This is a genomic window from Streptomyces sp. NPDC029836 (genome assembly GCF_055574495.1).
The window spans coordinates 114,597-141,005 of record NZ_JBVHZI010000007.1 but is presented as its reverse complement, the minus strand read 5'-3'; the positions used below and the strand labels follow the sequence as shown (position 1 = coordinate 141,005).

Below are 26,409 nucleotides of genomic sequence, written 5' to 3'. Positions count from 1 at the left end.
CGTCGGGCGGGGGTCAGGCCGGGGTGAGGCCGGGCTCGGCCGCCTCCTCGAACTCCTCGGGACCTTCGGGGTCCTCGTCGAACACGGAGCTGACGTCGAAGCGGTGCAGCACGTCCTGCGGGTCGGTCTGCCCGAAGGGCGCGTCGAGCCAGTCGCCCGGTTCCGCGACCTCTTCGAGCGCCGCGATCCAGAGGGTGGAGTCGCCCTCCTCCAATCCGAACTCCTTGTAGCGGGAGGCGATCTCGTCGGGCTCGTACTCCCCGAAGAGCACGCCGAGCGCACCGGCCGTGCCGGCGTCGTCGACGAAATCGGATTCACGGTCGTGCGCGGCGACACGCTCGGCCTGGGCGATCAGCCGGACCGGTTCGACGACGGCGTAGTCGCGACGGATGAACACGCTGAAGGCCGCGGGCTCGGCCGGCCCGGTGTACGGAACTCCGTCCTCCGGCGTGGGGATCTCGAACGGGGTGACCTCGTCGTAGCGGTCGTAGAGCAGTTCGTCGTATTCCTCGGCGGCGGCGGCGAGTTCGTTGAAGGCGGCGTAGACGGCCGGGTCCTCGTCCCCGATCCTGCTCTCGACCGCGGCGAGGTGGCGGTCGAGAGCGGCCTTGACCGCCTCGGCGGCGGCGCGGACCTCGGCAACAGTGGGCAGAGCGGCATCAGACATAGTGCAGACGCTATCCGTAGCGGGGCTCTGCCCGCACAATAGATGCGATGCCGGAATACGAATTCGTCGACGTGTACGTGCCTCGCGGGACCCCCCGCCAGGAGGCGACCCGACTGCTGACCGACCACGCCGAGTACGGGCACTGGGAACTGGACCGCCTGACGCTCCACCGGGACGGCAGCCGCAGGGTGCGGTTGCGCCGCCGGATCATCCGCCAGGTCCGCGCGACCTGGTGACGCGGGCCCCGGGAGCGGGACCCGCGTCGGGTACGTCCGTCAGGCCGCGTTGCGGGCGCGCCGGTAGAGCACGGCTCCGGCGAGCAGCAGTCCGCCCGCGAGCGGCACTCCGGCCGTGAGCGCGTCACCGGCGCCGGTGGCCGCGAGCCCAGCCGGTCCGCCCGTCCCCTGACCGGGGACCTGGCCGGACACCTGCCCCCCGGTCCCGCCGGGCGTCTGCCCGCCGGGACCACCGGGGGTACCGCTGCCGGGGGTACCGCCCCCGGGGTTGCCACCGCCGGGAGTACCACCGCCCGGGGTCCCACCGCCGGGGTTGCCACCGCCGGGGTTGTCACCGCCGGGAGTACCACCGCCCGGGGTCCCACCGCCGGGGTTCCCCCCGCCCGGATTGCCGCCACCGGGGTTGTCACCGCCGGGAGTACCACCGCCCGGGGTCCCGCCGCCGGGGTTCTCACCGCCGGGGGTGCCTCCGCCCGGAGTGCCGCCACCGGGGTTCCCGCCCCCCGGGTTCCCGCCGCCCGGAGTGCCGCCACCGGGGTTCCCGCCGCCCGGCGTGCCCGGGTGGTCGTCGCACGGCTCCTCGTGGTCGCCGCCGCCCGGGTGGTCCGGCTTGCCCGGCGGGCGGTGCTTCCCCGACTCGTTGGCGCAGCCGTTCCCGAAGGCCGGGTTCAGCAGGGCGATCACGTCGACGGTGTTGCCGCAGAGGTTCGCCGGCACGTCCACCGGGGCCTGCAGGTTGTTCCCGGACAGCACGCCCGGCGAGTTCGTGGCCTGGCCGGACGCTCCGGAGGCCGCCTGCGCCTGGCCACCGGCCAGCGCGAGCACGCCCCCCGCGGCCGCCATGGTGATCAACGTCTTCCTGGTGACCTGGATCGGTCGTCGCATCTGTACTCGTCCCCTGTTGGTACGTCGACGGCCGCCGCGCGGCGACCGGGCCGTCCAGGCTCCCCCGCCTGGTACGCCGAAAGGTCGATGGATCGGGCCGGAAAGCCCGGCGGCCCCGGAGCGCTGGCGAGCGCCCCGGGGCCGGGTCTTCAGACGCGTCAGGCGTTGACGCAGGTGTTGCCGAAGGCCGGGTTCAGCAGGCCGATCACGGAGATCGTGTTGCCGCAGACGTTCACGGGGATGTGGACCGGAACCTGGACGACGTTGCCGGACAGGACACCGGGGGAGCCGATGGCCGCACCCTGGGCACCCGCGTCGGCGACAGCCAGGCCCGCACCCGCGAGAACCAGACCACCGGTAGCAGCCGCAGCGGCGACAACCTTCTTGAGCATTGTTCCTCCTAGTAGGCAAGTGCGGTCCCAGCCGCGGACCGCACCACCTGTAACGAGGACTTCCCACCGGGGCTACGAGCGTATGAGCGCATTCACTCTTCTCAGTGGATTCCGCACACCTTTCCGATTCCCCGGCGTGAGGAGGGGTCGGTCACGCGTTGTCGATGAAACGGTCGAGTACCCGGACGCCGAACTTGAGCCCGTCGACCGGTACCCGCTCGTCCACGCCGTGGAACATGCCCGCGAAATCCAGCTCGGGGGGCAGCTGGAGCGGGGCGAAGCCGAAGCAGCGGATGCCGAGGTCGTCGAAGGACTTCGCGTCCGTGCCGCCCGAGAGCATGTACGGGACGGCTCGCGCGATCGGATCCTCGGCCTTCAGGGCGCCCTGCATGGCGTCGACGAGCTTGCCGTCGAAGTCCGTCTCCAGGGCCTTGTCGGCGTGCACGTCCTCGTACTTCACGCGCGGGCCCAGGATCCGGTCGAGGTCGGCGAAGAACTCGTCCTCGTAGCCCGGCAGGAAGCGGCCGTCGACGTGCGCCGTGGCCTGGCCGGGGATGACGTTGACCTTGTAGCCGGCGCCGAGCATCGTCGGGGCGGCCGAGTTGCGCAGGGTCGCGCCGACCATCTTGGCGATGCCACCGAGCTTGGCGAGGGTCGCGTCCATGTTGTCGGGGTCGAGCGGGGTACCGAGGGCGTCCGAGAGCTCGTCCAGGAACGACCGTACGGTCTTGGTGACGCGCACCGGCCACTGGTGGCGGCCGAGCCGGCCCACGGCTTCGCAGAGCTCCGTGATGGCGTTGTCGTTGTTGGTCATCGAACCGTGGCCCGCGGTGCCCTCCACCGTGAGCCGCATCCAGTGCATGCCCTTCTGCGCCGTCTCGACGAGGTAGAGGCGCAGGTTCTCGTTCACGGTGAAGGAGAAGCCGCCGACCTCTCCGATCGCCTCGGTGACGCCCTCGAAGAGGCCGGGGTGCTTGTCGACGAGGTGGCGGGCCCCGTAGATGCCGCCCGCCTCCTCGTCGGCGAGGAAGGCCAGCACGATGTCGCGCGGGGGCTTGCGCCCGCTGCGCATGCGGTCGCGCACGACGGCCAGCGTCATCGCGTCCATGTCCTTCATGTCGACCGCGCCACGGCCCCACACGCACCCGTCGGCGATCTCGCCCGAGAAGGGGTCGTGGGTCCAGTCGGCGGCGTTGGCCGGGACCACGTCGGTGTGCCCGTGGATCAACAGGGCCGGCCGCGAGGGGTCCTCCCCCTCGATCCGGGCCACCGTCGAGGCGCGGCCCTTGTGGGACTCGAAGATCTGCGGCTCCAGACCCACCTCGGCCAGCTGCTCCGCGATCCACTCGGCCGCCTTGCGTTCGCCAGGGCCCGAGTGGTCCCCGTAGTTGCTGGTGTCGATCCGGATGAGGTCCCGGCAGAGGTCGACGACCTCGTCCTGGCCGGAGACGGTCCTGCCCGCGCCCGATTCGCTCACGCTGTTCCTCCCACTGATCAGTACCGGCTACCTCCCCATCCTCGCGCTCCGCGGCGCCGTACCCAAGGGCGCTCCCCGGTCATCGGGGGGTGTGATCGGGCCCCCGGAATGTTTGGTAATGTTTTCCACGTCGGAACGGCCCGCGAGGGACGCGAGACAGACACCTTGTCCGGGTGGCGGAATGGCAGACGCGCTAGCTTGAGGTGCTAGTGCCCTTTATCGGGCGTGGGGGTTCAAGTCCCCCCTCGGACACAAAGAAAGAAGGACCCCGCCGCGGCGGGGTCCTTCTTCGTTTCCGGCGCGCCTGCGTTCCCGGCGCGCGGGGGATGCGGCAGGGGCCCCGGCCCGGGATCGGATCCCGGGCCGGGGCCCCTCGTACGCGCTTCGGGTCAGCGGCGGGTGGCGGCGATCTCCGCGACCCGGCCGCGGACCAGGAACCAGCCGCCGACCAGGGCGGCGCCGATGACCGGGACGAACAGGACGGTGGTGCGGCCGACGCCGCCGTCGCACCACATCAGGACCAGGACCGTGACGAGGAAGACCAGCGTCACGATCTGCGTGTACGGGGCCCAGGGCAGCCGGTAGGACGGGCGCTCCAGTCGGCCCTGCTTCGCCCTGCGCCAGAAGTGGAGCGAGCAGAGCATGACCATCGCCCAGGTGCCGAGGATGCCGAGCGAGGCGAAGTTCAGGACGATCTCGAAGGCGTCCTCGGGCATCAGGTAGTTCAGGCCGACGCCGGCGATGCCGAAGGCGGCGGTGAACAGGACGCCGCCGTAGGGGACCTTGCCCTTGTTCATGACGCCGGTGAACTTGGGGGCGGAGCCGGACATGGCCATCGAGCGCAGGATCCGGCCGGTGGAGTAGAGGCCGGAGTTCAGGCTGGAGAGGGCGGCCGTCAGGACGACCAGGTTCATGATGCCCGCGGCGCCCGGGACGCCCAGCTTGTCGAAGACGGTGACGAAGGGGCTCTGGCCCTCGGAGTAGGCGGTGTACGGGAGCAGCAGGGCCAGCAGGACGACCGAGCCGACGTAGAAGATGCCCACGCGCCACATGATCGAGTTGATCGCCTTCGGCATGATCTTCTCGGGGTTCTCGGTCTCGCCCGCGGCGACTCCGCAGAGCTCGACGGAGGCGTACGCGAAGACCACGCCCTGGATGACCAGGAGCATGGGCAGGACGCCGACGGGGAAGAGGCCGCCGTTGTCGGTGATGTTGGCGAGGCCCGGGGTGTTGCCGTCGATGTCGTGGCTGGTGGCGACGAGGTAGATGCCGACGAGCAGGAAGATCGTCAGGGCTGCCACCTTGACCAGGGAGAACCAGAATTCCATCTCGCCGAAGTACTTCACCGAGATCAGGTTCGCGGTGAGGACGACGGCCAGGGCGATGAAGGCGAGCACCCACTGGGGGACGTCCGTGAACAGCGACCAGAAGTGCGCGTAGGTGGCGGCGGCCGTGATGTCGGCCACGGTGGTGGTGGACCAGTTGAGGAAGTAGAGCCAGCCCGCCGTGTAGGCGCCCTTCTCCCCCATGAACTCGCGCGCGTAGCTGACGAAGGCGCCCGAGGAGGGGCGGTAGAGGACCAGCTCGCCGAGGGCGCGGACCACGAAGAAGGCGAAGACGCCGCAGACCGCGTAGGCGATGGCGAGCGAGGGGCCCGCTCCGGCGAGGCGGCCGCCGGCGCCGAGGAACAGGCCGGTGCCTATCGCCCCGCCGATGGCGATCATGTTGATGTGGCGGGACTTGAGGTCCTTGCTGTAGCCCTCGTCACCGGCGTCGACGGGGCGGGAATGCGCCTCGGCGGGGGCCTCGGTCAAGGTGCGGTCACTCATACGGACTTCGCCTTCGTGGATGGGACAGGCAGGGTCGGAGGGCCGCGCGGGGGAGCTGGGTGGTGTCCCCCGTGCCGCGATCCGGTGGTTTTGTCGCACCAGGAGACCATGAGGCTCCGTTTCCGTAAAAATCGGCTCCCCGCACGCGGAAGCCCCCGGCGACCATGGAAACGGTCGCCGGGGGCTTCGTCGGGGCACGATTGCGAGGCGGAGCGGGTCAGTCGTGCGGGGTGGACTCCGCCACCTGGTCGAGCCGGAAGGCCTCGTTGCCGAGGCCGATGCGGGCGTGGACCTCGGGGCGGCGGGACTTCAGGTACAGGCCGTGGGCCAGGCCGCCCAGCGCGGCGACGGCGATGATCGCGGGCAGCGCCCAGCTGAGCGCGGAGCCCTTCTCGGCACCGACCAGGACGGCGAAGTCCTTGACGGTGTAGAGGGCGATCCCGATCAGGGCCAGGCCGGCGAGGCCCGCCGCGACGAGCCGCCAGACCTGGGCGCCGGCGGTGCCGCGGCGGACGAAGAAGGCGATGACGGCGAAGGAGGACGCCGCCATCAGGACGGTCACGCCGAGGGCGCCGACGCTGCCCATCCAGGTGAACAGGTGCAGGACGGGCGCGGTCGGGTCGCCCGTCGGCAGGTCGTCGGTGAGCGCGAACACCGCGACGACGACGGCTGCGATGCCGGTCTGCAGCAGGGAGCCGGTGGCCGGGGCGCCGGTGCCGGGGTTGGTGCGGCCGAAGCGGGCCGGGAGCAGGCCCTCGCGGCCCATGGCGAAGGCGTAGCGGGCGACGACGTTGTGGAAGCTCAGCATCGCGGCGAACATGCCGGTGACGAAGAGCACGTGCAGGACGTCGGTGAAGGTGGCGCCCAGGCGGGCCTCGGTCAGCTCGAAGAGCAGTCCGGGGCCGGAGGCCGCGGCGGCGTCGGTGATCGCGGCGGGGCCGGTGGCGACGGTCAGGGCCCAGGCGCTGAAGGCGAAGAAGAGGGCGACGAAGCCGACGCCGAGGAACATCACGCGGGAGACGACGATGTGCGGCTTGCTGGTCTCCTCGGCGTACACCGGGGACTGCTCGAAGCCGACGAAGGCGGCGATGCAGAAGCACAGGGCGGTGCCGAGGCCGGCGCCGGTCAGGGTGCTGGGGTCGAAGGCGGTGAGGGACAGGCCCTCGGGGCCGGGCTTGCCGAGGGCGGCGGCGTCGAAGACGACGACGAGGGCGCACTCGATGAGGAGGAGGACGCCGAGCACCTTGGCGTTCAGGTCGATCTTCAGCCAGCCGAGCGCGCCGGTGGCGGCGACGGCGAGCAGGGCCGGGATCCACCAGGCGAGCTCGACGTCGAGGTAGGTGGCGAAGAGGCCGGATATCTCGAAGCCGAGGATGCCGTAGACGCCGACCTGCATGGCGCTGTACGCGACGAGCGCGACGACGGAGGCGCAGGCTCCGGCGGTGGGGCCGAGGCCGCGGGCGATGTAGGCGTAGAAGGCGCCGGCGTTGTGGACGTGCCGGCTCATCTCGGCGTAGCCGATGCTGAACAGGGCCAGGACGACGCCGAGGATCACGAAGAGCAGTGGCTGTCCGACGATGCCCATGACCCCGAAGATCGTGGGCATGACGCCGGCGACGACCATCAGGGGCGCGCTGGCCGCGAGTACGGAGAGCAGCAGTCCGGCCGTGCCGAGCCGGTCGGCGCGCAGGGCGCGGTCCTCGCCCTTGTACGTGCGGATCTCGGTCGGTTCGCTGAGCGTGGTGGATCTGCCCGTCGACATGGCGGGGCGTCCTTTCGGGAGCGGTCTGCGGGGACGGTCGTAGAGGTGTCCGGAACGGCGCTAGGCGGTGCCGAGCGCGACGCTGCGGGCGGCGAGGAAGGCCTGGTGCGGGTCCTGGTCGGGGTAGGACCAGGGCGCCGGGGTGGCGTGGGCGCCGATGCGGTGGAAGAGGGCGGCGGCCTCGGCGGAGCGGCCCTCGCAGAGCTTGGCGTGGGCGAGGAAGTTGAGGTCGACCCGGTTGCGGGGGTGGTCCTCGCGTTCCCATTCCAGCCACCAGTCGAAGGCGGAGCGCAGCACGGTGCGGGCGCGGCGGCCGGACCAGTGCTCGGCGGCGGCGTCGGGGGTGGCGCGGCCGTGGGCGGCGGCCAGGACGCGGTAGCGCTCGGCGTGGGCGATGACGGGGAGCACGGCGAGCGGTGAGTCGGCCGGGGACTCCTCGGCGGCCCAGGCGGCGAAGTCGTAGACCTCGTGGAGGGGGTCCTGGCCGGTGGCGGGGGTGCGTTCGGCGAGCCGGGCGACCATCAGGTGGTGGGCGTGGTGGTGCTCGCGGTGGCGGGCGCGGACCTGGTCGAAGTGCCGACTGAACTCCTCCTCGGTGCCGAAGGTCCCGGAGAGCAGGAGCAGGCCCAGCCAGGGCGTGGGGTCGGCGGGCAGCAGTCCGGCGGCGCGCCGGCAGGCCTCCTCGGCGGATTCCGGGGTCCCCTTGTGCCGCAGGGCCGTGAAGACGGTGGCGCAGGCGAGGAGGGTGGCGGCGTCGGCGCTGTCGGGTTCGGCGAGCAGCCATTCGCGGGCCCAGGCGGTGGCGGCCGGGGTTTCGGCGAGGACGACGACGCGGTGGCCGCGGCGGTCCCAGTCGTCGCCGGTGCCCACCAGGAGGGCGCGGGCCCTGGCCCATCGGCCTTGCGCGAACTGGGTCCGCACCTCGACGAGTTCGGTGTCGCACAGGGCCGGGTCGAAGAGCTGTGCGTCCCGCTTGCGGGCGCGGCCGAGGGGCGGCGGAGGCGGGGACATCCGCGGGTTCCCTCCAGAGCGCGGGCGCGGGTGGACGTGCGCGGGGACGCGCACGGGGTGGTGGGCGGTGCGGTGGTGCGGGGTGGATCATGCCGGTGAGAACTCGGATGATCACATACAGCTAAGCGGTACGCACAGCTCCACGTCAAGGTCCAGTCCACTGCGTGGCGGGTTTCAACTGATGGTTCCGAGAGTGGAGTTGGGGGGCCGCGAATATCGTTCGAAGCGGTCGGGGGACGGTGGTTAAAGTGGCCCGGTGGCATCCCTCGACGATCTTCCTCCCTATCTCCTCGGCTTCCCCGGCCCGCTGCGCGACCAGTTGGTCGCGGCGGTGCTGAGCGGCGCGAAGACCAGTACCACCGGCCTCCTCGCGGAGTACGAGGCCGAGGGCGAACCGCTGCCGGTGCCCGGGGAGCGGGCCGTCCTGGTCGACTCGGACGAGGCGGGGGTGGCCGTCGTCGAGGTCACCGGCGTGGAGGTGCTGCGGCTGGCGGACGTCCCCCTCCGGCACGCCCTCGACGAGGGCGAGGGGTACGCGTCGGTGGCCGAATGGCGCACGGCACACGAAGCGTTCTGGCACTCCGAGCCGGTGCGCGCGGCGCTCGGCGACCCGCGGTACACGGTCGACGACGACACCCTGGTCGTCGCGGAGCGGTTCCGGGTCACCGAGCGGCTCGCCTGACGGCGGCGGCCGGGATCGGACGCCGCCGGGTCAGCCCACCGCCTGCGCCGCGGCGCGGCCCGCGGCGCGGCCCGAGAAGATGCAGCCACCGAGGAACGTGCCCTCCAGGGCGCGGTAGCCGTGGACTCCCCCGCCGCCGAAGCCGGCTGCCTCACCGGCCGCGTACACCCCGGGGAGCGGGTCGCCGGCGGGGGTCAGGACGCGCGAGGACAGGTCGGTCTCCAGGCCGCCGAGGGACTTGCGGGTCAGGATCGAGAGCCGGACGGCGATCAGCGGGCCCGCCGCGGGGTCCAGGATCCGGTGCGGGGCGGCGGTGCGGATCAGCTTGTCGCCGAGGTAGCGGCGGGCGCCGTGGATCGCCGTGACCTGGAGGTCCTTGGTGAAGGGGTTGGCGATCTCCCGGTCGCGGGCGACGAGTTCGCGCCGGACGGTGGCCTCGTCGAGGAGGTTCTCCTTGGTGACGGCGTTCATGCCGCGCACCAGTGCCGACAGGTCCCGCTCGACGACGAAGTCGGCGCCGTCGTCCATGAAGGCCTTCACCGGGCCGGGTACGGCCTGCCGGGCGCGGGTGAGGACGTCACGGATCGACTTGCCCGTGAGGTCCGGGTTCTGCTCGGAACCGGAGAGGGCGAACTCCTTGCCGATGATGCGCTGGTTGAGGACGAACCAGGTGTGGTCGTGACCGGTCCGCATGATGTGTTCGAGCGTGCCGAGGGTGTCGAAGCCCGGGAAGAGCGGTACGGGTAGCCGGCGGCCGGTGGCGTCCAGCCACAGGGGGGACGGGCCGGGCAGGATGCGGATGCCGTGGCGGGCCCAGATCGGGTTCCAGTTCTCGATGCCCTCGGTGTAGTGCCACATCCGGTCCTTGTTGATGTGGCTGGCGCCGGCGTCCTCGGTGATCCCGAGCATCAGCCCGTCCACGTGCGCGGGCACCCCGGAGAGCATCCGCTCGGGCGGGGTGCCGAGGCGGGCGGGCCACTGCCGGCGGACGAGGTCGTGGTTGCCGCCGATGCCGCCGCTGGTCACGATCACGGCCTGGGCCCGCAGGCTGAACGCGCCGACGCTCTCGCGGCTGCTCGCGCTGCCCCGTACGGCGTCCGAGGGGGCCAGGACCTCCCCGGTGACGGTGTCCACGGTGCCGGCGGTCGAGGCGAGGCCGGTGACCCGGTGGCGGAACGCGAACCGGACCAGCCCGCGGGCGACCCCGGCGCGGACCCGGCGTTCGAAGGGGGCGACCAGGCCAGGGCCGGTGCCCCAGGTGATGTGGAAGCGGGGTACGGAGTTGCCGTGGCCGTTGGCGTCGTAGCCGCCGCGCTCCGCCCAGCCGACGACGGGGAAGAAGCGGACGCCCTGCGCGTGCAGCCAGGGCCGCTTCTCGCCGGCCGCGAAGTCCACGTACGCCTCGGCCCAGCGGCGGGGCCAGGCGTCCTCCTCGCGGTCGAAGCCGGCGGTGCCGAGCCAGTCCTGGTGGGCGAGTTCACGGGTGTCCTTGATGCGCATGCGGCGCTGTTCGGGCGAGTCCACGAAGAACAGGCCGCCGAAGGACCAGTGGGCCTGGCCGCCGATCGACTGCTCGGGTTCCTGGTCGACGAGGATGACCTTGCGGCCCGCGTCGACGAGCTCGGCGGTGGCCACGAGGCCGGCGAGCCCCGCTCCGATCACGATCACGTCAGCGTCGTACGTCATGCGTTGCCCGTCCTCCGGTCTCGGTGGTGGGGCAGATCCTTTGCTACGGAGCGGTAACCAGTCAACAGCGATGATGGGATGGACCGTATGAGCGCCGCTGATGAAGTGCTGGACGTGGTGGACCGCGACGACCGGGTCATCGGGCGGGCCCCCCGGGGCGAGGTGTACGCCCGGGGGCTGATCCACCGGTGCGTGTTCGTCCGGGCGACGGACGCGCGGGGGCGGGTCTTCGTACACCGCCGGACCGCGTCGAAGCTGGTCTTCCCCTCGCACCACGACATGTTCGTGGGCGGGGTGGTGGGCGCCGGCGAGGACTACGCGCGGGCCGCGCTGCGGGAGGCCGAGGAGGAACTGGGGGTGCGGGGGCTGGAGCCGCCGACGCCGCTGTTCACGTTCCTGTACGAGGGCCCGGGCGGGGCCTGGTGGTCCTCGGTGTACGAGGTGCGGTGCGAGCTGCCGGTGTCCCCGCAGGTCTCCGAGGTGGACTGGCACGCCTGGCTGACCCCGGAGGAACTGGAGCGACGGGTCGCGGACGGCGCGGGGTGGGCCTGGGTGCCCGACGGACTGGAGGCGTACCGGCGGCTTCGGGAGTTCCGGGCGGCGGAGTAGGCCCGGGGGCGGAGTAGGCCGGGGGGCGGTTCGGGGCGGTGGCGGTGGCGGGGACGGGGGCTGCGGGAGTTCCGGAAGGTGCGCCAGTAGATTGGGCAGGTGATCGACTTCGTCAAGGACGCGCGCCTCTGGTTCGCACCATCGCGGTTGAGGGACGAGGGCGAGACCCCCGACTACCGCTTCTCGCTGGCCAACGAACGGACCTTCCTGGCCTGGATCCGCACGGCCCTGGCCCTGGTCGGCGGCGGGTTCGCGGTGGACCAGTTCCTGCCGGACCTGCGGTGGGGGGTGCGGGTCGGGATGGCGTTCGCGCTGCTGGCGGTGGGCGCCGCGTGCGCCCTGCGGGCGGTGAACCACTGGACGCGCTGCGAGCGGGCCATGCGGCGGGGCGAGGACCTGCCGCTGTCGCGGTTCCCCGTGGTGCTGAGCCTGTGCGTGGCGCTGGTGGCGGTGGTGATGGTCGTCGTCGTCCTGCTGGGCTGGACGTCGGGGCGGTGAGCGCCGCCGGCGAGGTCCGCGACGCGGGGCTCCAGCCGGAACGGACCCGGCTGGCGTGGCGGCGCACCACGCTGGCCTGTTCGGTCGTGGCGGTGTTGGCCGTGCGGCAGGCGTTGCGGGGAACGGGCAGTCCGACCGAGGTGGCGGGCGCGGCGGTGACCGTCCTGATCTGGGTCGCCTTCCTGTGGGTGGCGCACCGGCGGATGCGGGAGCTGGCGGCCGCCCGGCCCCGGGGACTGGCGCCGGGGGCGGCCCTGGGAGTGGTGGCGTGCACGGGGGCGCTGGCGGTGCTCGCGGTCGCGGTGATCCTCTGAGCGGTGGCGGTGCCGTACGCCCGTCCCCCGCGCGCCGGCCCCCCAGCGCGCCGGCTCCCGCACTTCCGCACCCTCGCCCGCACCCGCACCCGCACCCGCACCCGCGACACGGGAACGGACGGAGCGGGTGTTCCGGGACGAACCGCACTAGCCTCTGCGCCATGACGACCCTGCACCACGAGCACCCCACGCACCAGCACACCCACGGCCCGGACTGCGGGCACCAGCCCGTCCCCCACGGCGACCACGTCGACTACGCGCACGACGGGCACCTGCACCGGGAGCACTCCGGGCACTGGGACGAGTGCGAGACCCCGGAGCACACGACGCACGAGGCGCACCCGCACGCGCACGGGTCGGGCTGCGGGCACGACTCCGTCCCGCACGGCGACCACGTGGACTACCTGCACGACGGCCACCGGCACGCCGAGCACGAGGGCCACTACGACGACCACTGACCCCGCCCCCGGACCCGCCCTCCCCGGGCGGGACGCCGGGTGGCAGGATGCCGACGGACCGCCACAGCGAGCCGGGGAGAGTCCGGATGTCCGTCGAAGAGCCGTACCTCGTCCAGCCCGCGCCCGGTGTGTACGCGTACGTCCAGCCGGACGGCGGCTGATGCCTGAACGACGCCGGGTTCGTGAGCGACGGCGGGCGGACCCTGCTCGTCGACACGGCCGCCACCGAGCGGCGGGCGCCGGCCCTGCGCGAGGCCGTCGTCGCGGCCGGGGTGCCGCTGCCGCGGACGGTGGTGAACACGCACCACCACGGCGACCACACCTACGGCAGCGCCCTCTTCGCCCCCGACGCGGTGATCATCGGGCACGAGGCGGCTCGGGCGGAGCAACTCGCCGCCGGGCACCAGTTGGAGCTGATCCGGCCCGCGACCGACTTCGGCGCGGTGGAGATCACCGCGCCCGATCTGACGTACGCCGACCGGCTGGTCCTGCACGTCGGCGGGATCGAGGTGCGGGTCCTGCATCCGGGCGTCGCGCACACCGGGACTCGGTCGTGTGGCTGCCCCGGCAGAAGGGCGTGTTCACCGGGGACCTGATCTTCGCGGGCGGTACGCCGTTCCTGGCGATGGGCTCCCTGTCGGGGTCGCTGCGCGCGCTGGAGCGGCTGCGGGAGCTGGGCCCGGAGACGGTCGTACCGGGCCACGGTCCGCTGACCGACCCGTCGGCGTACGAGGCCACCGAGCGGTACCTGCGCTGGGTCGGCGAGCTCGCCCGGCGCGCGTGAGGTGAGCGCGCGTGAGGGGAGCGCGGCGGCGGGGCCGTTCGGCCGGCGCCGCGCCCCGGTCCGCGGGTGTTCCGGTGGGGCCGGAAGCGGTTTTCCGGCGCCACGCTCTGGACGGCATACCGACTGGTCGGCATGATGGCTTCCGGGCGCTGAGCCCGTTGCCGTCCACTCCCTCCGGAGGTGCCCAGCATGACCCCAGTCCCGGATGATCCGCGAGGCCTCGACCTGGAGCGGCTGCGCGGCCGTCTCGACGCCGAGCTGCCCGGCCTCGTGGCCGGTCCGCTGCGCGGCCGACTGATCGAGGGCGGTCGCTCGAACCTGACGTACGACGTCACCGACGGCGCCGGACGGTGGGTGGTGCGCCGCCCGCCGCTCGGCCACGTCCTGGCCACCGCGCACGACATGCGGCGCGAACACCGGGTGATCGCCGCCCTGCACGGGACGGCCGTGCCCGTGCCGCGGGCGCTGCTGCTGTGCGAGGACGAAGCCGTCCTGGGGGCGCCGTTCTACGTCATGGAGCACGTGGACGGAGTCCCGTACCGGACGGCCGACCAGCTCGCCGTGATCGGGGCCGAACGCACCCGGCGCGCGGTGCTCGGCCTGGTGGACACCCTCGTCGACCTGCACGCGGTCGATCCGCAGGCGGTGGGCCTGGGCGACTTCGGTCGACCCGAGGGCTTCCTGGAACGACAGGTGCGCCGTTGGGGCAAGCAGCTCGCGGCCTCCCGGGGTCGGGATCTCGCCGGGATCGAGGAACTGCGCGACGAACTGGGCCGGACGCTGCCCCGCTCCCCCGCGCCGACGGTGGTGCACGGGGATTTCCGGCTGGACAACGTGCTGATCGGCGGGCCCGAGGACACGATCCGGGCGGTGCTGGACTGGGAGATGTCCACGCTCGGCGACCCGTTGACCGACCTCGGGCTGCTGGTGATGTACAGCTCCGACCTGGGCCTGACCGATTCCCCGGTCAGCACCACGAGCCGGGCCCCGGGGCATCCGGCGCCGGCCGAACTGATCGAGCGCTACGCCGCGCGCTCCGGGCGGGACACCGCCGCCATCGCCTGGTACACGGCCTTCGCCTGGTTCAAGCTCGCGGTGATCCTCGAAGGCATCCACTACCGCTACACGCTCGGCCAGACCGTCGGTGCGGGCTTCGACCGGATCGGCGAGCTGGTCCCGGTCTTCATCGAGCACGGTCTGACCACACTCAAAGAACTTCAGGAAGGTTGAGGACTCCCCATGGACTTCGCATTCGACGCCCGGACCGAGGAACTCCGCGAGCGGCTGCTCGCGTTCATGGAGGAGTACGTGCACCCGGCGGAATCCGTCGCCGCCGAGCAGCGCGCACGGCTGGCCTCGCCCTGGGACGCTCCGGCCGTCTTCGGTGAACTGAAGGCCGAGGCGCGCCGTCAGGGCCTGTGGAACCTGTTCTTCGTGAACCCTCCCGGCGAGCGCGGCGAGGGGTACGGCGCCGGGCTGACCAACCTCCAGTACGCCCCGTTGGCCGAGATCACCGGCCGCAGTCCGCACCTGGCGCCGATGGCGACGAACTGCGCGGCCCCGGACACCGGGAACATGGAGCTGCTCGCGCAGTTCGGGGACGAGGCGCAGAAGAAGCAGTGGTTGGAGCCGTTGCTGGCGGGCGAGATCCGTTCCGCGTTCGCGATGACGGAGCCGGAGGTCGCCTCCTCGGACGCGTCCAACATCGAGACGCGGATCGAGCGGGTGGGTGACGAGTACGTGGTCACCGGCCGCAAGTGGTACATCTCCGGAGCGATGAACCCGGACTGCAAGGTCTTCATCGTGATGGGCAAGACCGACCCCGAGGGCGCCGATCCGCGCCGCCGGCAGTCGATGGTGCTGGTCCCGCGCGACACCCCGGGCGTGGAGGTCCGACGGGCGATGAAGGTGTACGGGTACGAGGACCACGACCACGGCGGGCACGCCGAGGTGGTCTTCGACGGGGCCCGGGTGCCGGTGGGGAACCTGATCGGCGAGGAGGGCGGCGGCTTCGCCATCGCCCAGGCCCGACTGGGCCCGGGCCGCATCCACCACTGCATGCGGCTGATCGGCATGGCGGAGCGGGCCATCGAGTTGATGTGCCGACGCGCGGTGGAACGTACGGCCTTCGGGCGGGAGTTGGCCGCCCAGGGGGTCGTGCAGGGCTGGATCGCGGACGCGCGGGTCACCGTCGAGCAGCTGCGGCTGCTGGTGCTGAAGACGGCGTGGTTGATGGACACGGTGGGCAACCGGGGGGCGCACACGGAGATCCAGGCCATCAAGATCGCGACCCCGCGCGCGGTGGTCGGGATCCTGGACCGGGCGGTGCAGTTGCACGGCGCCGGTGGGGTGAGCCAGGACTTCCCGCTGGCCGAACTGTGGGCCGCCGCGCGGACCTTGCAGCTGGCCGACGGACCCGACGAGGTGCACCAGCGCTCACTCGCGCGCCGCGAGCTGAGGCGGTACGCGGGCGGCCGGCCCTGAAAGTGGGGCATTCGTGCGGGAGTTCGGGTGAACGTGTGTGCACCGTGAAGGCGATGCGGGGAGCCTTTTAAGAAACCTTGTTGAATAAGGCCGAAAGGCAGGGGCGATCTTGATTTGCGCCTGTCAATCGGAACAGGGTTCTCCAGAAGGTTCGACGCCCCACACGTCACCCACGAGGAGAACCCTCCACATGGCAACTCACAAGCGTTCGCGCGGTTTCCGTTACGCGGCCATCGGTGCGGGAGCCGCCACCGCGGTCGCCGTGACCCTGATCGCCACCCCCTTCGCGGGGGCGGCGGCGCCGGCCGAGGGCACGGTCTACGGACTGGGCGCCCCCGGTGCGATCAGCGGAAGCTACGTCGTCATCCTCGACGAATCCGCGGACAAGGCACAGCTCGCCAACAAGTACGGAGGCGAACTGCAACGCAGTTACGGGTCCCAGGTCAACGGTTTCTCGGCCTCGGGGCTGAGCGAGACGGAGGCCAAGCGGCTCGCGGCGGACCCCGCCGTCGGCAAGGTCGTGCAGAACAAGAAGTTCACCATCAAGGCCGGCCAGCCCAACCCGCCGTCCTGGGGGCTGGACCGGATCGACCAGAGCGCACAGGAGGGGGACAAGAAGTACGACTACCCGGACAAGGCCGGTGAAGGGGTCACGGCGTACGTCATCGACACCGGCATACGGGTGACCCACAAGGACTTCGGCGGTCGCGCCACCCACGGCTTCGACGCCGTGGACAACGACGACAGCGCCGACGACGGCAACGGCCACGGCACGCACGTCGCCGGGACCGTCGCGGGCACCGCGCACGGCGTCGCCAAGAAGGCGAAGCTGGTGGCGGTGCGGGTGCTGGACGACAACGGCTCGGGCACCACCGAGCAGGTCGTCGCCGGCATCGACTGGGTCACCAAGAACCACTCCGGCCCCTCCGTCGCCAACATGAGCCTGGGCGGCGGCGCCGACGAGGCGCTCGACGAGGCGGTGCGGCGTGCGGTCGCCGCGGGCATCACGTTCTCCGTCGCGGCCGGCAACGAGTCGAGCGACGCGGGTCAGGGTTCGCCCTCCCGGGTCACCGAGGCACTGACCGTGGCGTCGAGCACCATCGACGACGCGCAGTCCGACTTCTCCAACTTCGGCTCCGTGGTGGACCTCTACGCTCCCGGCTCGGACATCACCTCGACCTGGAACGACAGCGACACCGGCACCAAGACCATCTCCGGCACCTCGATGGCCGCCCCGCACGTGGCGGGCGCCGCCGCCCTCTACCTGTCCGGGCACCCCTCCTCGACCCCGGCGCAGACCGCGGCGGCCCTGACCGCGGCGGCGACCGCGGGCGCGGTCACCAACCCGTCGTCCGGCACGGCGAACAAGCTGCTGAAGGTCGCCCCGTAACGGGTGACCGGACGTGGTCGATCCAACGGTTGCCACGGACCGGCCCGTCTTTCGGCCCGCCCCCACCAAGGGCGCGCCGGGGGCGGGCCGGTCCGCGTGCGGGGGCCGGGCGGCCCCGCCGGAACGGGACCTTCGCCCCGCGGGATCCCGGGCGAACCGGTCCGAGGGGCCGCGCACGGTGGGCTATATTCGGAACATCCCCCCACCGAAGGTGCATATCGCCATGCCCAGCTCCACCCTGACCCCGGCCGCCCCCGTCCCGGCCGGCCCGACCTCCGCGCAGGCCGCCTCCCCGCAGGCGCCGGCGCCCCGTGTCGCCAACCCCGGCCCGCTGGGTCTGGCCGCGTTCGCGCTGACCACCTTCGTGCTCAGCCTCTTCAACTCGGGCCTGATCGCGGACACCGCGCTGAGCGCGGTCGTCCTGCCGCTCGCCCTCTTCTACGGCGGCCTCGCGCAGTTCGTCGCCGGGGCGATGGAGTTCCGCCGCGGCAACACCTTCGCCACCACGGCGTTCGTCTCGTACGGCGCGTTCTGGATGTCCTTCGCGGGCTACGTGAAGTTCGTCGTCCCGACCCTGCCCGCCGGCCAGGCGCACATCGCGACCGGCTGGTTCCTCATCGCCTGGTTCGTCTTCACCGCGTACATGGCCGTCGCCGCCCTGAAACTGGACCTGGCGCACCGGTTGCTCTTCACCGTGCTCGCCCTGACCTTCCTCTTCCTGGCGCTCGGCGACCTCACCCGGGTCGCCGCCCTCGGCCACCTCGGCGGCTTCCTCGGCCTGCTCTGCGCCGGCATCGCCTGGTACGTCTCCTTCGCCGTGGTGGCCGAGGAGACCTGGGGCCGCAAGGTCCTTCCGCTGGGCTGAGGCCCGGGGAGCGGATCAGGCGGGGCCGTCGGCGGCGAGCAGGTCGGCGGCGGCGCCGATGACCTCGTCCAGGACGTCGCGGGAGCGCTCCAGGTCGCCGATCATCCGCTCGATGCGCTCCCGCTCGGCGGTCAGTTCGGCCACCAGCAGCGGGGTCGCGCGCACCGACGGGCCGCCGTCCTCGTCGCGCATGCAGGGCAGGATCCGGGCGATCCGCGCGCTGTGCAGGCCGGCCGCGTACAGCTCCTGGATCCGGATCACCCGGTCGACTGCCGGCTCGGGGTAGTCGCGGTGGCCGCCCGGCGTCCGGTCGGACACCAGCAGGCCCTGTTCCTCGTAGTAGCGCAGCGACCGCGCGCCGACCCCGGTGCGCGCCGCCAGTTCGCCGATCCGCACGGCCCGTCCCCCGCCCCGAAGGCTTGAACCTGACATCAATGTGAGGTTCTACGGTACCGGCATGACGCACACCGAGCAGGTACCCGCCGCCTCCCGCCTCTTCGAACCCGTCCGCCTCGGCAACCTGGAACTGCCCGGTCGCCTGGTGATGGCGCCGCTGACGCGCAACCGCGCGGACGCCGACGGAGTGCCGGGCGCGCTCATGGCCGAGCACTACGCGCAGCGCGCATCGGCCGCGTTGATCATCGCCGAGGGCACCACGCCGAACGCCGTCGGACAGACGTACCCGTACATCCCCGGCATCCGCTCCCCCGCGCAGATCGCCGGCTGGCAGCGGGTCACCGACGCCGTGCGCGCGGCCGGTGGGCGGATGTTCCTCCAACTCCAGCACGGCGGCCGGGTCGGGCACCCCGACACCAGCGGGCACGTCCCGCTCGCCCCGTCCGCGGTCCGCTTCCCGGAGCCGCTGCACACGCCGTCCGGGCTCCAGGACGCCGTGCCGCCGCGCGAGATGACCGGCGAGGACATCCGCACCACCATCGCCGACTTCGCGACCGCCGCCCGCAACGCCGTCGCGGCGGGGTTCGCCGGCGTGGAGGTGCACTCCGCCAACGGCCACCTGCTCCACCAGTTCCTCGCGCGGAACACGAACCGCCGCACCGACGAGTGGGGCGGCCCCGTACAGCACCGGATCCGCTTCACCGTCGAGGTGGTCCGGGCCGTGATCGGGGCGATCGGCGCGGACCGGGTGGGCGTACGCGTCTCTCCCGGAGCGGGGGTCAACGGCATCGAGGAGGGCGACACCGAGGAGATCTACCCGGCGCTCACCCGGGCCCTGGCCGAGCTCGGGCCGGTGTACCTGCACCAGGTGTACGCCGACCCGGACCGGCCCGCCTTCGGCGCGCTCCGCGCGGCCTGGCCGGGCACCCTGATCGCCAATCCGACGCTGTCGCGCGAGGAGGTCTCCGGTGACGGCGGCCGGCGGCGGGCCGAGCGGCTGCTGGGGGCGGGCGCCGACCTGATCGCGCTGGGTCGGGGGTTCCTCGCCAACCCCGACTTCGTGGAACGGCTGCGCGCCGGTGCCCCGCTCAACGAGCTCCGGCCGGAGTTCCTGATGCACGTACGGGGGGCTGAGGGGTACACCGACTACCCGGCCCTGGCCCGGGTGTGAGCGGGCCGGCCGCTCAGGGGCGCAGGGAGCGCAGCAGCAGGTCGGCGAGGTGGTCGGCGACCTGGTGCGGGGTGAGCGGGCCGTCCGTGCGGTACCAGGTGGACAGGTGGTGGACGGATCCGAAGTAGAAGTCGACCACCAGGTCGGCGGGCGTGGCCGTGACGAACACCCCCGTCCGCTGGCCCTCCTCGACCAGGGCCCGGAAGCGCTCGTGGTAGCGCCTGCGCTCGGACCTGACCTGCTTGTACTTCTCCGGGCTGAGCTGGTGCATCGACCGGAAGAAGATCATCGCGTCGTCGAGGTTCTCGATGGTGGTGACCACCACGTCGGCGGCCGCGGCCCGCAACCGCTCCTCGACGGGGGCGTCGGATCCGGCCACCGCGTCGAGCCGCTGCTGCTGGAGGCGCAGCATGCGCGCGTACACCTCGTGCAGCAGGTCGTCCTTCGACCCGAAGTAGTGGTAGAGCGCCCCCTTGGTGACGCCGGCGGCCTCGACGATCTCCTGGACGGAGGTGCGGTCGTAGCCACGCTCGGCGAACAGCCTGGTGGCCACGGCCAGCAACCGCTGCGGTACCGGGGTCTCCCGGTTGTTCTCCGCCGGCTCCGTGGTGGTCCTGGCTGTCATGGCGCTCGCCTTCCTTTCCTGATCCCTGAGCTGCTGCGTCGTACGACCATCCAACTGTTTTCAGCCTCGCTCGCGCAGTTCCCGTCGCAGGATCTTGCCACTCGTCGTCCGGGGAAGAACAGGCAGGATCTCGACTTCGCGCGGGTACTTGTACGCGGCGACGCGCTCGGCGCAGTGGGCGACGAGTTCGGCCGGCTCCGCCGAGGCGCCCGGCCGCAGGCTCACGTACGCCTTCACGCTCTCCCCGCGGTACGGGTCGGGGACCCCGACGACGGCCGCGTCGAGGACGGCCGGGTGGGTGTGCAGGACGTCCTCCACCTCGCGCGGCCAGACCTTGAACCCGGCGGCGTTGATCATGTCCTTCTTCCGGTCGACCACGTAGAGCCAGCCGTCCGCGTCCATGAAGCCGACGTCCCCGGTGCGCAGTTCGCCGTCCGGGAAGGCCCGCGCGCTCTCCTCGGGCATCCCCCAGTAGCCGGGGACGACCTGGGGGCCGCGGACGGCTATCTCGCCGCTCTCGCCGAAGGGCACCTCGGCGCCGTGCTCGTCGAGGATCCGTACGAGGGTCTGCGCGCCGGGGACACCGACCGAGAGGGTGCCGGAGGCGGGGTCGACGGGGGCTTCGAGGTGGGCGGGGACCGACGCGCAGGGGGCGGTGCACTCGGTGAGGCCGTAGCCGTTGCGCAGGTAGAAGCCGAGATCGGCGCGCAGCCGCGCGACGAGCGCGGGCGGCAGGGGTGCGCCGCCGGAGGAGACCACCTGGAAGGAGGCGAAGTGCTCGCGCGTGACGGCGGGATGGGCGGCGAGCGCGATGAAGGCGGTGGCCGGGCCGATGGTGTAGGCGGGGCGGTGTTCGAGGAAGGCGTCCAGGACGGCGCCGGCGTCGAAGCGGTGGGCGAGGACGAGGGTGCCGGCGTTGGTGAAGCAGGCGGCGAGCTCGCAGACCATGCCGGTGATGTGGAAGAGCGGGGCGAGCGCGAAGTAGCCGGCGCCCTCGGGGAGGGGGTGTCCGGTGACCTGGCGGGTGGCGTTGTACGTGAGCGCGCCGTGCGGGTTCACGGCGCCCTTGGGAGTGCCGGAGGTTCCGGAGGTGTAGCTGATGAGAGCGGGGTCGGCGGCGGTCAGGCGGGGATCGGGCGGAGCGGGGAGGCCCCGGCGCGCGGTGACGACGAGGTCGACGGGGGTGGGGGCCGGGGGGCGCGGGGGCCCGGCGTGCGCGGGCCCGGCATGTGCGGGCGCGGGCTGCGCGGACCCTGCCGGCGCGAGCGCGGGGTGCTCGGGCGCGGGCTGTGTGGGCGAGGCGTGCGGGGGCTCGGCGTGCCGGGGCCCGCCGTGCGCGGGCTCGGGGTGCGGGGGCTCGGCGTGCCGGGGCTCGGCATGTGCGGGCGCGGGCTGCGCGGGCTCGGCACGTGCGGGCGGGGGCCCGGCCGACGCGGCTTGGGCGGCCTCGGCCTGTGCGGGCCGTGCGGGTAGGACGCGGGGGTCGTCGCGGGTCTGGAAGTCCCGGTCGCGGGTGGTCAGGACGGTCCGTACGCCGGTCCCGCGCACCGCCTCCCGCAGGTACGCCGTCCAGGCCGGCTCCGCGCAGACCAGCGCAGCGGCCCCGGAGTCGCGCAGGGCGTCCCCGACCTCGGCGGCCTTGTACATCGGGTTGAGCGGGACGACCACCGCCCCGGCCTTCCACGCGGCCAGCACCGCGAGCACGAAGTGCGGGTTGTTCTGCAGCATGACGGCGACCCGGTCGCCCCGACCGACGCCCTGCGCGGCGAGGTGCCCGGCGAGGGAGTCGGAGAGGGCGTCGGCTTCCGCGTAGGCGATCCGGCCGTCGAAGTACGCGAGGGCCGGGCGGCCGGGGGCGCGGGCGACGGCCGCCCGGAACGCGTGCAGCACGCTGGGCTGCGGCGAAACCCCGGCCAACTGGGCGGGGCTCAGCTGCCGCAGCCAGGGACGCGCGGCGTACCGGGACCCGGTGGGGGCGGCGCCGGAGGTCGACGCCAGGGCTGCCGAGGCTACGGAGACCGTAGCGGCGCCCGGCACCGGGCCGGCCAGGACCCCGCGCACAGCCCCTTCGGTCCCCGAAGTCACCGACGCACGGGGCAACACCGCCGACGCCTCGAACCCCGGACCCTCGAACCCCGGCGCCTTCGGCGCCCCAGGCGCCCTCGGTGCTTCGGTCACGAGGATTCCCACTTCCGCTGGAGGTGGTTCATGCCGGTCAGCCAGCGGTCGGGTTCCGTGGCGCGCGCGGCGTAGTAGTCCGCCACCTCGGGGTGCGGGAGGATCAAGAACCGGCCCTTCTCCATGCCGTCGAACAGCGCCTCCACGACCGCGTCGGGTTCGATCGCGGTCGGCGCCAGGACCAGCTCGCCCGCCGATCCGGCGGCGGTGAGCATGTCGGTGCGCACCCCTTGCGGACAGATGGCGTGGACCGACACGCCCCGGTGGCGGTAGGTCAACGAGAGCCATTCCGCGAAGGCGAGGGCGCCGTGCTTGGTGACACTGTACGGCGCCGCTCCGATCATGGTCAGCAGTCCCGCGGCCGAGACGGTGGACACGAAGCGGCCGCCGCCGCGCTCCAACCAGTCGGGCAACAGGGCCCGGGCGGCGCGCACGTGGGCCATCACATTGGTGTCCCAGGCCGCCTCCCAGACGGCCTCGTCCGCGAAGGCGTCACCACCGGAGGCGAGGCCGGCATTGGCGCAGTACACGTCCACGGCGCCGCCCAGCGCCTCCCTGGCCTCGGCCACGACCATGGAGGCGTCGCCCGGGACGGCGATGGCCCGGGGACCGATCGCGTCCGCCACGGAGGCGGCCTTGGCGGGGTCGAGGTCGTTGACGACGACGGTCGCCCCCTCGGCGGCGAACCGGTGGGCGAGGGCCGCGCCGATGCCGCCGCCCGCGCCGGTGACGACGACTCGCTGGTCCTGGTACGTGCTCACGGGGGTCACCTTTCGTCGCTGCCCTGGGGGCCGATCCCCGGCAGACTAACCAGTCGGTATGCCCGGCCGGAAGAGGGACGGCCCCCTCGGCGGTACGTGATCGCCCGACGCGGCACGCGGACGCGCACCCTCCGGGCGGCGTGGGTCGGGCAGGATCCGGAGGGGACCGCCTAGCGTGGCCGGATGACGCTGTCACGACGCGGGGTGCTGGGACTGGCGGGGGCGGCTGGGGCCGTCGGGGCCCTGGGGGCGGGCGCGGGCCCTGTGGCGGGCACCGGTGCCGCGCCGGCCACGGGCCCCCGGGCGGAGCGGGTGCGGACGGGGTTCGAGCAGCTCGCCGCCGACGGGTACGCGGCGCTGGCGGGGCAGCGGATCGGGGTGGTCACCAACCCCACCGGGATCACCGCCGACGCCCGCCACCTGGTCGACGTACTGCACGCGGACGAACGGGTCGACCTGGTCGCCGTGTTCGGGCCGGAGCACGGGTTCCGCGGCACGGCGCAGGCGGGCGGCTCGGAGGGGGCGGGGCGGGACCCGGCGACCGGGCTGCCCGTGTACGACACGTACGCCACCAGCGGGCAGCAGCTCGCGGACCTCTTCACGAGGGCCGGCATCGACACCGTCGTCTTCGACATCCAGGACGTGGGGGCACGGTTCTACACGTACGTCTGGACCCTCTACGACTGCATGCGCGCGGCCGCCCTCGCGGGCAAGGCCGTGGTGGTGCTGGACCGGCCGAACCCGGTCGGCGGCCGGCGGCCGGCCGGTCCGGTGCTGGAGCGGCCGTACGCGAGCTTCGTCGGCCGGGAGCCGATCGCGCTCGCGCACGGGATGACGGCGGCCGAACTGGCGCTGCTGTTCAACGGCGAGTTCCTGAGCGGTACGGCCTTCCCGCAGGGGCCGGTGCGGCTGCGGACGGTACGGATGACGGGCTGGCGACGGGATGCGCTCTTCGGGGCGACCGGGCTGCCGTGGGTGCCGCCGAGCCCGAACGTGCCGACTCCGGACACGGCACTGGCGTACGCCGGGACCTGTCTGTTCGAGGGGACCAACCTGTCGGAGGGCCGGGGCACGACCACCCCGTTCGAGGTGGTGGGCGCGGAGGGCGTCGACCGGCGGTGGGCCGAGGCGGCGAACGGCCTGGAGCTGCCGGGAGTGTGGTTCCGCGAGACGTGGTTCACCCCTTCCTTCTCCAAGCACACCGGGAAGGTGTGTGGCGGGGTCCGGCTGATCGTGCACGACCGGGACGCCTTCGATCCGGTGCTGACCGGGGTCGGGCTGCTGGTCACCGCGCGCCGGGTGTGGTCCGGGTTCGCCTGGCGCTCCGATCACTGGATCGACCGGCTGACGGGCTCGGACCGGGTGCGCACGCTGGTGGACGCCGGGGCCGGGGTGCAGGAGGTCGTGGACGACTGGGCTGCCGGACTGGCGCGTTTCGCGGCCGTACGGGAGAAGTACCTGCTCTATCCCTGAGCGACGGGCGGCCGCCCCCGATCCGGGGCGTCGCGGGACTGGTCGGGCGGCCCGAGCGGCGGGATGCTGCAAGCACCACAGGGGCGGCGCGGAGGGGGACCCATGGCGGGTGGACGGCCGGGCGGATCCGACGGCGGGACGGGGACGGGGACGGGGACGGGCGGCGCGAGCCGCACCGGGGCGGGGGGCAGGGGCTTCACCGGTACGAGGACCGGGAGCCGGGCCCCGGCGGCGACCGGGCGCTGGAGCGGGTTCGGCGTCACGGCGGCCGGCCCGGCCGCGACCGCGACCGCTGCGGGCATCGGCGTCGGCCCGTACCGGGAGCTGACCTTCGACGCGCAGGGCGACGTGGATCCGGCGGCCCGGGAGACGGTGGCCCGGATCGAGGCGACGGACCTGCTGGTCTTCGCCCACGGCTGGAACAGCGACCGGTCGACGGCGACCCGGCTCTACGACCGGTTCTTCGCTCCCTTCCCGGAGCTGGTGGGGACGGGGGTGCGGCTCGGGTACGTGGGCGTCGTCTGGCCGTCGATCCGGTTCTCCGACGAGCCGATACCCGACTTCGAGGCACCCGGCGCCCTGCCCCTGCCGGGGTTCGGCACGGTCCTGGACCCCGACACGCGGCGGGCCCTGGCGAGGTTCTGGCCGGGCCGCGAGGCGGAACTCGGGCGGATCGCCGAGCTGTTGGAGAACCGGCCGGACTCTGCGGCGGCCCTCGTCGAGTTCGGGGCGCTCGTACGGGAACTGCTGCGGGCCGACCGGGTCGGTACGCCCGTCAACCTGCTGGGCCCGATGCCGGCCCCGCCCCCGACGCCGGCCGGGGCGGCCGACGGGACCGCGCGGCACGACGTACCGGCCATTTTCGCCGAGGACGTGCTGGCGGTCTGCCGGACCCTCGCGGACGCGCTGGAGCAGGTCGGGGGCGGGCGGGACGCCGCACCGGACGCCGCGCCCGCACCTTCCGGGGCGTCGGGCCTCGCGCTCGGGGGCGGACTGCGGTCCCTGTGGAGCGGGGCCAAGGAACTGCTGCGGCAGGCCACGTACTACGAGATGAAGAAGCGGGCCGGGGTGGTCGGGGAACTCGGACTCGGACCGGTCCTGGCGGACCTGGCCGGACGCCGGCCCGCCCTTCGGGTCCACCTGATCGGCCACAGCTTCGGTGCCCGCGTGGTCTCCTTCGCGCTACGGTCCCTGCCCGACGGGGGGCGGAACCCCAAGTCGTTGACGCTCCTCCAAGGGGCCTTCTCCCACTACGCCTTCAGCGACCGGCTGCCCCATGACCCGCGTCGCGGCGGAGCCCTGCGCGGGCTGCAGCGCCGGGTGGACGGGCCGGTCGTGGCCTGTCATTCCGCCCACGACTCCTCGCTCGGGGTGTTCTACCCGCTGGCCTCCCGGATGGCGGGGGATTCGGCCGGACTTCTCGGTTTCGACGAGCGGTGGGGCGCGATCGGGCACGACGGGGTGCGGGCCCTGCCGGGCGCGCCCCGGCTGGGCCTCGCCGCCGCGCTGCGCGACGGGCTGCCGGAGAGGGGCTGCGTCAGCGTCGACGCCGGGTCCGTGGTGCGCCGGGGCGGGCCCCCGTCGGGGGCGCACAGTGACATCTGCCACGAGGAACTCGCCCGGCTCGTGGTGTCCGCGGGGCGCATGGGGCGCTGAAATTCGGCCATGTGCCACCTATACGCCTCGACCGCCCCCGCATGCGCCCACATCCCGCAGGGCATGTTGGGCACGTCGGGGCGGGCTGCTTCGTTCGACGGAGTGGCACGGGCACGGGTG

General features: G+C 73.0%; 25 protein-coding genes, 1 tRNA gene and 1 pseudogene. 15 read left to right on the top strand and 12 right to left on the bottom strand.

The genetic code is table 11. From position 1 onward, the window contains the following. Window positions 1–13: 13 nt before the first annotated feature. Window positions 14–667: a hypothetical protein gene (locus tag ACZ4XJ_RS21360; protein ID WP_362877283.1), complete on the bottom strand. Its 654-nt coding sequence runs from the start codon at window positions 665–667 to the stop codon at window positions 14–16. Window positions 668–714: 47 nt separating this feature from the next. Between ACZ4XJ_RS21360 and ACZ4XJ_RS21355 the strand changes: the two genes are divergently transcribed. After that, a complete protein-coding gene (locus ACZ4XJ_RS21355) occupies window positions 715–903 on the top strand; it encodes a DUF5703 family protein (RefSeq protein ID WP_281205875.1) in 189 nt (62 codons plus the stop codon). Between the two features lie 39 nt (window positions 904–942). Here ACZ4XJ_RS21355 and ACZ4XJ_RS21350 read toward each other — a convergent pair whose 3' ends face one another. From ACZ4XJ_RS21350 to ACZ4XJ_RS21340, 3 genes are all read right to left on the bottom strand, one after another. Continuing rightward, window positions 943–1,788 (bottom strand): chaplin, encoded by an 846-nt coding sequence (locus ACZ4XJ_RS21350; RefSeq protein ID WP_468497030.1) that lies wholly within the window; start codon window positions 1,786–1,788, stop codon window positions 943–945. Window positions 1,789–1,946: 158 nt separating this feature from the next. After that, window positions 1,947–2,180, bottom strand: a complete 234-nt coding sequence (chpH, locus tag ACZ4XJ_RS21345) for a chaplin ChpH (RefSeq protein WP_362877285.1) — start codon at window positions 2,178–2,180, stop codon at window positions 1,947–1,949. 151 nt (window positions 2,181–2,331) lie between these two features. Next, entirely contained in the window at window positions 2,332–3,657 is a 1,326-nt protein-coding gene (locus ACZ4XJ_RS21340; RefSeq protein WP_362877286.1) for a M20/M25/M40 family metallo-hydrolase, read from the bottom strand. A 167-nt stretch (window positions 3,658–3,824) separates the two neighbouring features. Here ACZ4XJ_RS21340 and ACZ4XJ_RS21335 point away from each other — a divergent pair. After that, window positions 3,825–3,909: transfer RNA gene (locus tag ACZ4XJ_RS21335), tRNA-Leu, on the top strand. Between the two features lie 137 nt (window positions 3,910–4,046). Here ACZ4XJ_RS21335 and ACZ4XJ_RS21330 read toward each other — a convergent pair. The 3 genes from ACZ4XJ_RS21330 to ACZ4XJ_RS21320 form a co-directional block, all read right to left on the bottom strand. Next, a complete protein-coding gene (locus ACZ4XJ_RS21330) occupies window positions 4,047–5,486 on the bottom strand; it encodes an amino acid permease (RefSeq protein WP_362877287.1) in 1,440 nt (479 codons plus the stop codon). A gap of 217 nt (window positions 5,487–5,703) precedes the next feature. Next, window positions 5,704–7,248: an APC family permease gene (locus ACZ4XJ_RS21325; RefSeq protein ID WP_362877288.1), complete on the bottom strand. Its 1,545-nt coding sequence runs from the start codon at window positions 7,246–7,248 to the stop codon at window positions 5,704–5,706. A 60-nt stretch (window positions 7,249–7,308) separates the two neighbouring features. Next, window positions 7,309–8,259 carry a hypothetical protein gene (locus ACZ4XJ_RS21320; protein WP_362877289.1) on the bottom strand — a complete coding sequence of 317 codons (951 nt, stop codon included), beginning with the start codon at window positions 8,257–8,259 and terminating at the stop codon, window positions 7,309–7,311. A gap of 256 nt (window positions 8,260–8,515) precedes the next feature. Between ACZ4XJ_RS21320 and ACZ4XJ_RS21315 the strand changes: the two genes are divergently transcribed. After that, window positions 8,516–8,941 (top strand): ASCH domain-containing protein, encoded by a 426-nt coding sequence (locus ACZ4XJ_RS21315; RefSeq protein WP_362877290.1) that lies wholly within the window; start codon window positions 8,516–8,518, stop codon window positions 8,939–8,941. Window positions 8,942–8,971: 30 nt separating this feature from the next. Here ACZ4XJ_RS21315 and ACZ4XJ_RS21310 read toward each other — a convergent pair whose 3' ends face one another. Further along, window positions 8,972–10,627: an FAD-binding dehydrogenase gene (locus ACZ4XJ_RS21310; protein ID WP_468497029.1), complete on the bottom strand. Its 1,656-nt coding sequence runs from the start codon at window positions 10,625–10,627 to the stop codon at window positions 8,972–8,974. An 87-nt stretch (window positions 10,628–10,714) separates the two neighbouring features. On the opposite strand from ACZ4XJ_RS21310, the gene ACZ4XJ_RS21305 reads away from it, so the two are divergent. The 9 genes and pseudogenes from ACZ4XJ_RS21305 (at window position 10,715) to ACZ4XJ_RS21265 (ending at window position 18,029) form a co-directional block, all read left to right on the top strand. After that, window positions 10,715–11,236 carry an NUDIX hydrolase gene (locus ACZ4XJ_RS21305; RefSeq protein ID WP_362877292.1) on the top strand — a complete coding sequence of 174 codons (522 nt, stop codon included), beginning with the start codon at window positions 10,715–10,717 and terminating at the stop codon, window positions 11,234–11,236. 99 nt (window positions 11,237–11,335) lie between these two features. Then, complete coding sequence (locus ACZ4XJ_RS21300; RefSeq protein WP_362877293.1) at window positions 11,336–11,734, top strand: YidH family protein; 399 nt, start codon at window positions 11,336–11,338, stop codon at window positions 11,732–11,734. Continuing rightward, a complete protein-coding gene (locus tag ACZ4XJ_RS21295) occupies window positions 11,731–12,048 on the top strand; it encodes a DUF202 domain-containing protein (protein WP_468497028.1) in 318 nt (105 codons plus the stop codon). Before ACZ4XJ_RS21300 ends, ACZ4XJ_RS21295 begins: the two co-directional genes overlap by 4 nt. A 161-nt stretch (window positions 12,049–12,209) precedes the next feature. After that, window positions 12,210–12,506, top strand: coding sequence for a hypothetical protein (locus ACZ4XJ_RS21290; RefSeq protein ID WP_362877295.1), 297 nt, complete (start codon window positions 12,210–12,212; stop codon window positions 12,504–12,506). Window positions 12,507–12,688: 182 nt separating this feature from the next. Further along, window positions 12,689–13,290, top strand: a pseudogene (locus ACZ4XJ_RS21285) (MBL fold metallo-hydrolase). A gap of 189 nt (window positions 13,291–13,479) precedes the next feature. After that, window positions 13,480–14,520: a phosphotransferase family protein gene (locus tag ACZ4XJ_RS21280; protein ID WP_468497027.1), complete on the top strand. Its 1,041-nt coding sequence runs from the start codon at window positions 13,480–13,482 to the stop codon at window positions 14,518–14,520. 9 nt (window positions 14,521–14,529) lie between these two features. Beyond that, window positions 14,530–15,774, top strand: coding sequence for an acyl-CoA dehydrogenase family protein (locus ACZ4XJ_RS21275; RefSeq protein WP_362877297.1), 1,245 nt, complete (start codon window positions 14,530–14,532; stop codon window positions 15,772–15,774). Between the two features lie 190 nt (window positions 15,775–15,964). Further along, window positions 15,965–17,164 (top strand): S8 family peptidase, encoded by a 1,200-nt coding sequence (locus tag ACZ4XJ_RS21270; protein ID WP_362877298.1) that lies wholly within the window; start codon window positions 15,965–15,967, stop codon window positions 17,162–17,164. Between the two features lie 223 nt (window positions 17,165–17,387). Continuing rightward, window positions 17,388–18,029: an acetate uptake transporter gene (locus tag ACZ4XJ_RS21265; RefSeq protein WP_468497026.1), complete on the top strand. Its 642-nt coding sequence runs from the start codon at window positions 17,388–17,390 to the stop codon at window positions 18,027–18,029. Between the two features lie 15 nt (window positions 18,030–18,044). On the opposite strand, the gene ACZ4XJ_RS21260 is transcribed toward ACZ4XJ_RS21265, so the two are convergent. Then, window positions 18,045–18,425 carry a MerR family transcriptional regulator gene (locus ACZ4XJ_RS21260; protein ID WP_468497151.1) on the bottom strand — a complete coding sequence of 127 codons (381 nt, stop codon included), beginning with the start codon at window positions 18,423–18,425 and terminating at the stop codon, window positions 18,045–18,047. Between the two features lie 61 nt (window positions 18,426–18,486). Between ACZ4XJ_RS21260 and ACZ4XJ_RS21255 the strand changes: the two genes are divergently transcribed. Then, complete coding sequence (locus tag ACZ4XJ_RS21255; RefSeq protein WP_468497025.1) at window positions 18,487–19,596, top strand: alkene reductase; 1,110 nt, start codon at window positions 18,487–18,489, stop codon at window positions 19,594–19,596. Window positions 19,597–19,609: 13 nt separating this feature from the next. On the opposite strand, the gene ACZ4XJ_RS21250 is transcribed toward ACZ4XJ_RS21255, so the two are convergent. The 3 genes from ACZ4XJ_RS21250 to ACZ4XJ_RS21240 form a co-directional block, all read right to left on the bottom strand. Further along, window positions 19,610–20,221, bottom strand: a complete 612-nt coding sequence (locus ACZ4XJ_RS21250) for a TetR/AcrR family transcriptional regulator (protein ID WP_362877301.1) — start codon at window positions 20,219–20,221, stop codon at window positions 19,610–19,612. Window positions 20,222–20,281: 60 nt separating this feature from the next. Continuing rightward, on the bottom strand, window positions 20,282–22,282 hold the full coding sequence (locus tag ACZ4XJ_RS21245; protein ID WP_468497024.1) for a class I adenylate-forming enzyme family protein: 2,001 nt from the start codon (window positions 22,280–22,282) through the stop codon (window positions 20,282–20,284). A gap of 113 nt (window positions 22,283–22,395) precedes the next feature. Further along, window positions 22,396–23,160 (bottom strand): SDR family oxidoreductase, encoded by a 765-nt coding sequence (locus tag ACZ4XJ_RS21240; protein ID WP_468497023.1) that lies wholly within the window; start codon window positions 23,158–23,160, stop codon window positions 22,396–22,398. Window positions 23,161–23,343: 183 nt separating this feature from the next. Between ACZ4XJ_RS21240 and ACZ4XJ_RS21235 the strand changes: the two genes are divergently transcribed. Continuing rightward, on the top strand, window positions 23,344–24,633 hold the full coding sequence (locus ACZ4XJ_RS21235) for an exo-beta-N-acetylmuramidase NamZ family protein (protein WP_468497022.1): 1,290 nt from the start codon (window positions 23,344–23,346) through the stop codon (window positions 24,631–24,633). A gap of 102 nt (window positions 24,634–24,735) precedes the next feature. Beyond that, window positions 24,736–26,289 (top strand): serine-threonine protein kinase, encoded by a 1,554-nt coding sequence (locus ACZ4XJ_RS21230; protein WP_468497021.1) that lies wholly within the window; start codon window positions 24,736–24,738, stop codon window positions 26,287–26,289. The last annotated feature ends 120 nt before the right edge of the window (window positions 26,290–26,409 follow it).

Excerpts from the sequence above, each read along its gene's own strand:
- ACZ4XJ_RS21360 (WP_362877283.1), bottom strand. The coding sequence starts at position 667 with ATGTCTGATGCCGCTCTGCCCACTGTTGCCGAGGTCCGCGCCGCCGCC.
- ACZ4XJ_RS21355 (WP_281205875.1), top strand. The coding sequence starts at position 715 with ATGCCGGAATACGAATTCGTCGACGTGTACGTGCCTCGCGGGACCCCC.
- ACZ4XJ_RS21350 (WP_468497030.1), bottom strand. The coding sequence starts at position 1,788 with ATGCGACGACCGATCCAGGTCACCAGGAAGACGTTGATCACCATGGCG.
- chpH (WP_362877285.1), bottom strand. The coding sequence starts at position 2,180 with ATGCTCAAGAAGGTTGTCGCCGCTGCGGCTGCTACCGGTGGTCTGGTT.
- ACZ4XJ_RS21330 (WP_362877287.1), bottom strand. The coding sequence starts at position 5,486 with ATGAGTGACCGCACCTTGACCGAGGCCCCCGCCGAGGCGCATTCCCGC.
- ACZ4XJ_RS21325 (WP_362877288.1), bottom strand. The coding sequence starts at position 7,248 with ATGTCGACGGGCAGATCCACCACGCTCAGCGAACCGACCGAGATCCGC.
- ACZ4XJ_RS21320 (WP_362877289.1), bottom strand. The coding sequence starts at position 8,259 with ATGTCCCCGCCTCCGCCGCCCCTCGGCCGCGCCCGCAAGCGGGACGCA.
- ACZ4XJ_RS21310 (WP_468497029.1), bottom strand. The coding sequence starts at position 10,627 with ATGACGTACGACGCTGACGTGATCGTGATCGGAGCGGGGCTCGCCGGC.
- ACZ4XJ_RS21305 (WP_362877292.1), top strand. The coding sequence starts at position 10,715 with ATGAGCGCCGCTGATGAAGTGCTGGACGTGGTGGACCGCGACGACCGG.
- ACZ4XJ_RS21290 (WP_362877295.1), top strand. The coding sequence starts at position 12,210 with ATGACGACCCTGCACCACGAGCACCCCACGCACCAGCACACCCACGGC.
- ACZ4XJ_RS21280 (WP_468497027.1), top strand. The coding sequence starts at position 13,480 with ATGACCCCAGTCCCGGATGATCCGCGAGGCCTCGACCTGGAGCGGCTG.
- ACZ4XJ_RS21275 (WP_362877297.1), top strand. The coding sequence starts at position 14,530 with ATGGACTTCGCATTCGACGCCCGGACCGAGGAACTCCGCGAGCGGCTG.
- ACZ4XJ_RS21270 (WP_362877298.1), top strand. The coding sequence starts at position 15,965 with ATGGCAACTCACAAGCGTTCGCGCGGTTTCCGTTACGCGGCCATCGGT.
- ACZ4XJ_RS21265 (WP_468497026.1), top strand. The coding sequence starts at position 17,388 with ATGCCCAGCTCCACCCTGACCCCGGCCGCCCCCGTCCCGGCCGGCCCG.
- ACZ4XJ_RS21255 (WP_468497025.1), top strand. The coding sequence starts at position 18,487 with ATGACGCACACCGAGCAGGTACCCGCCGCCTCCCGCCTCTTCGAACCC.
- ACZ4XJ_RS21250 (WP_362877301.1), bottom strand. The coding sequence starts at position 20,221 with ATGACAGCCAGGACCACCACGGAGCCGGCGGAGAACAACCGGGAGACC.
- ACZ4XJ_RS21235 (WP_468497022.1), top strand. The coding sequence starts at position 23,344 with ATGACGCTGTCACGACGCGGGGTGCTGGGACTGGCGGGGGCGGCTGGG.
- ACZ4XJ_RS21230 (WP_468497021.1), top strand. The coding sequence starts at position 24,736 with ATGGCGGGTGGACGGCCGGGCGGATCCGACGGCGGGACGGGGACGGGG.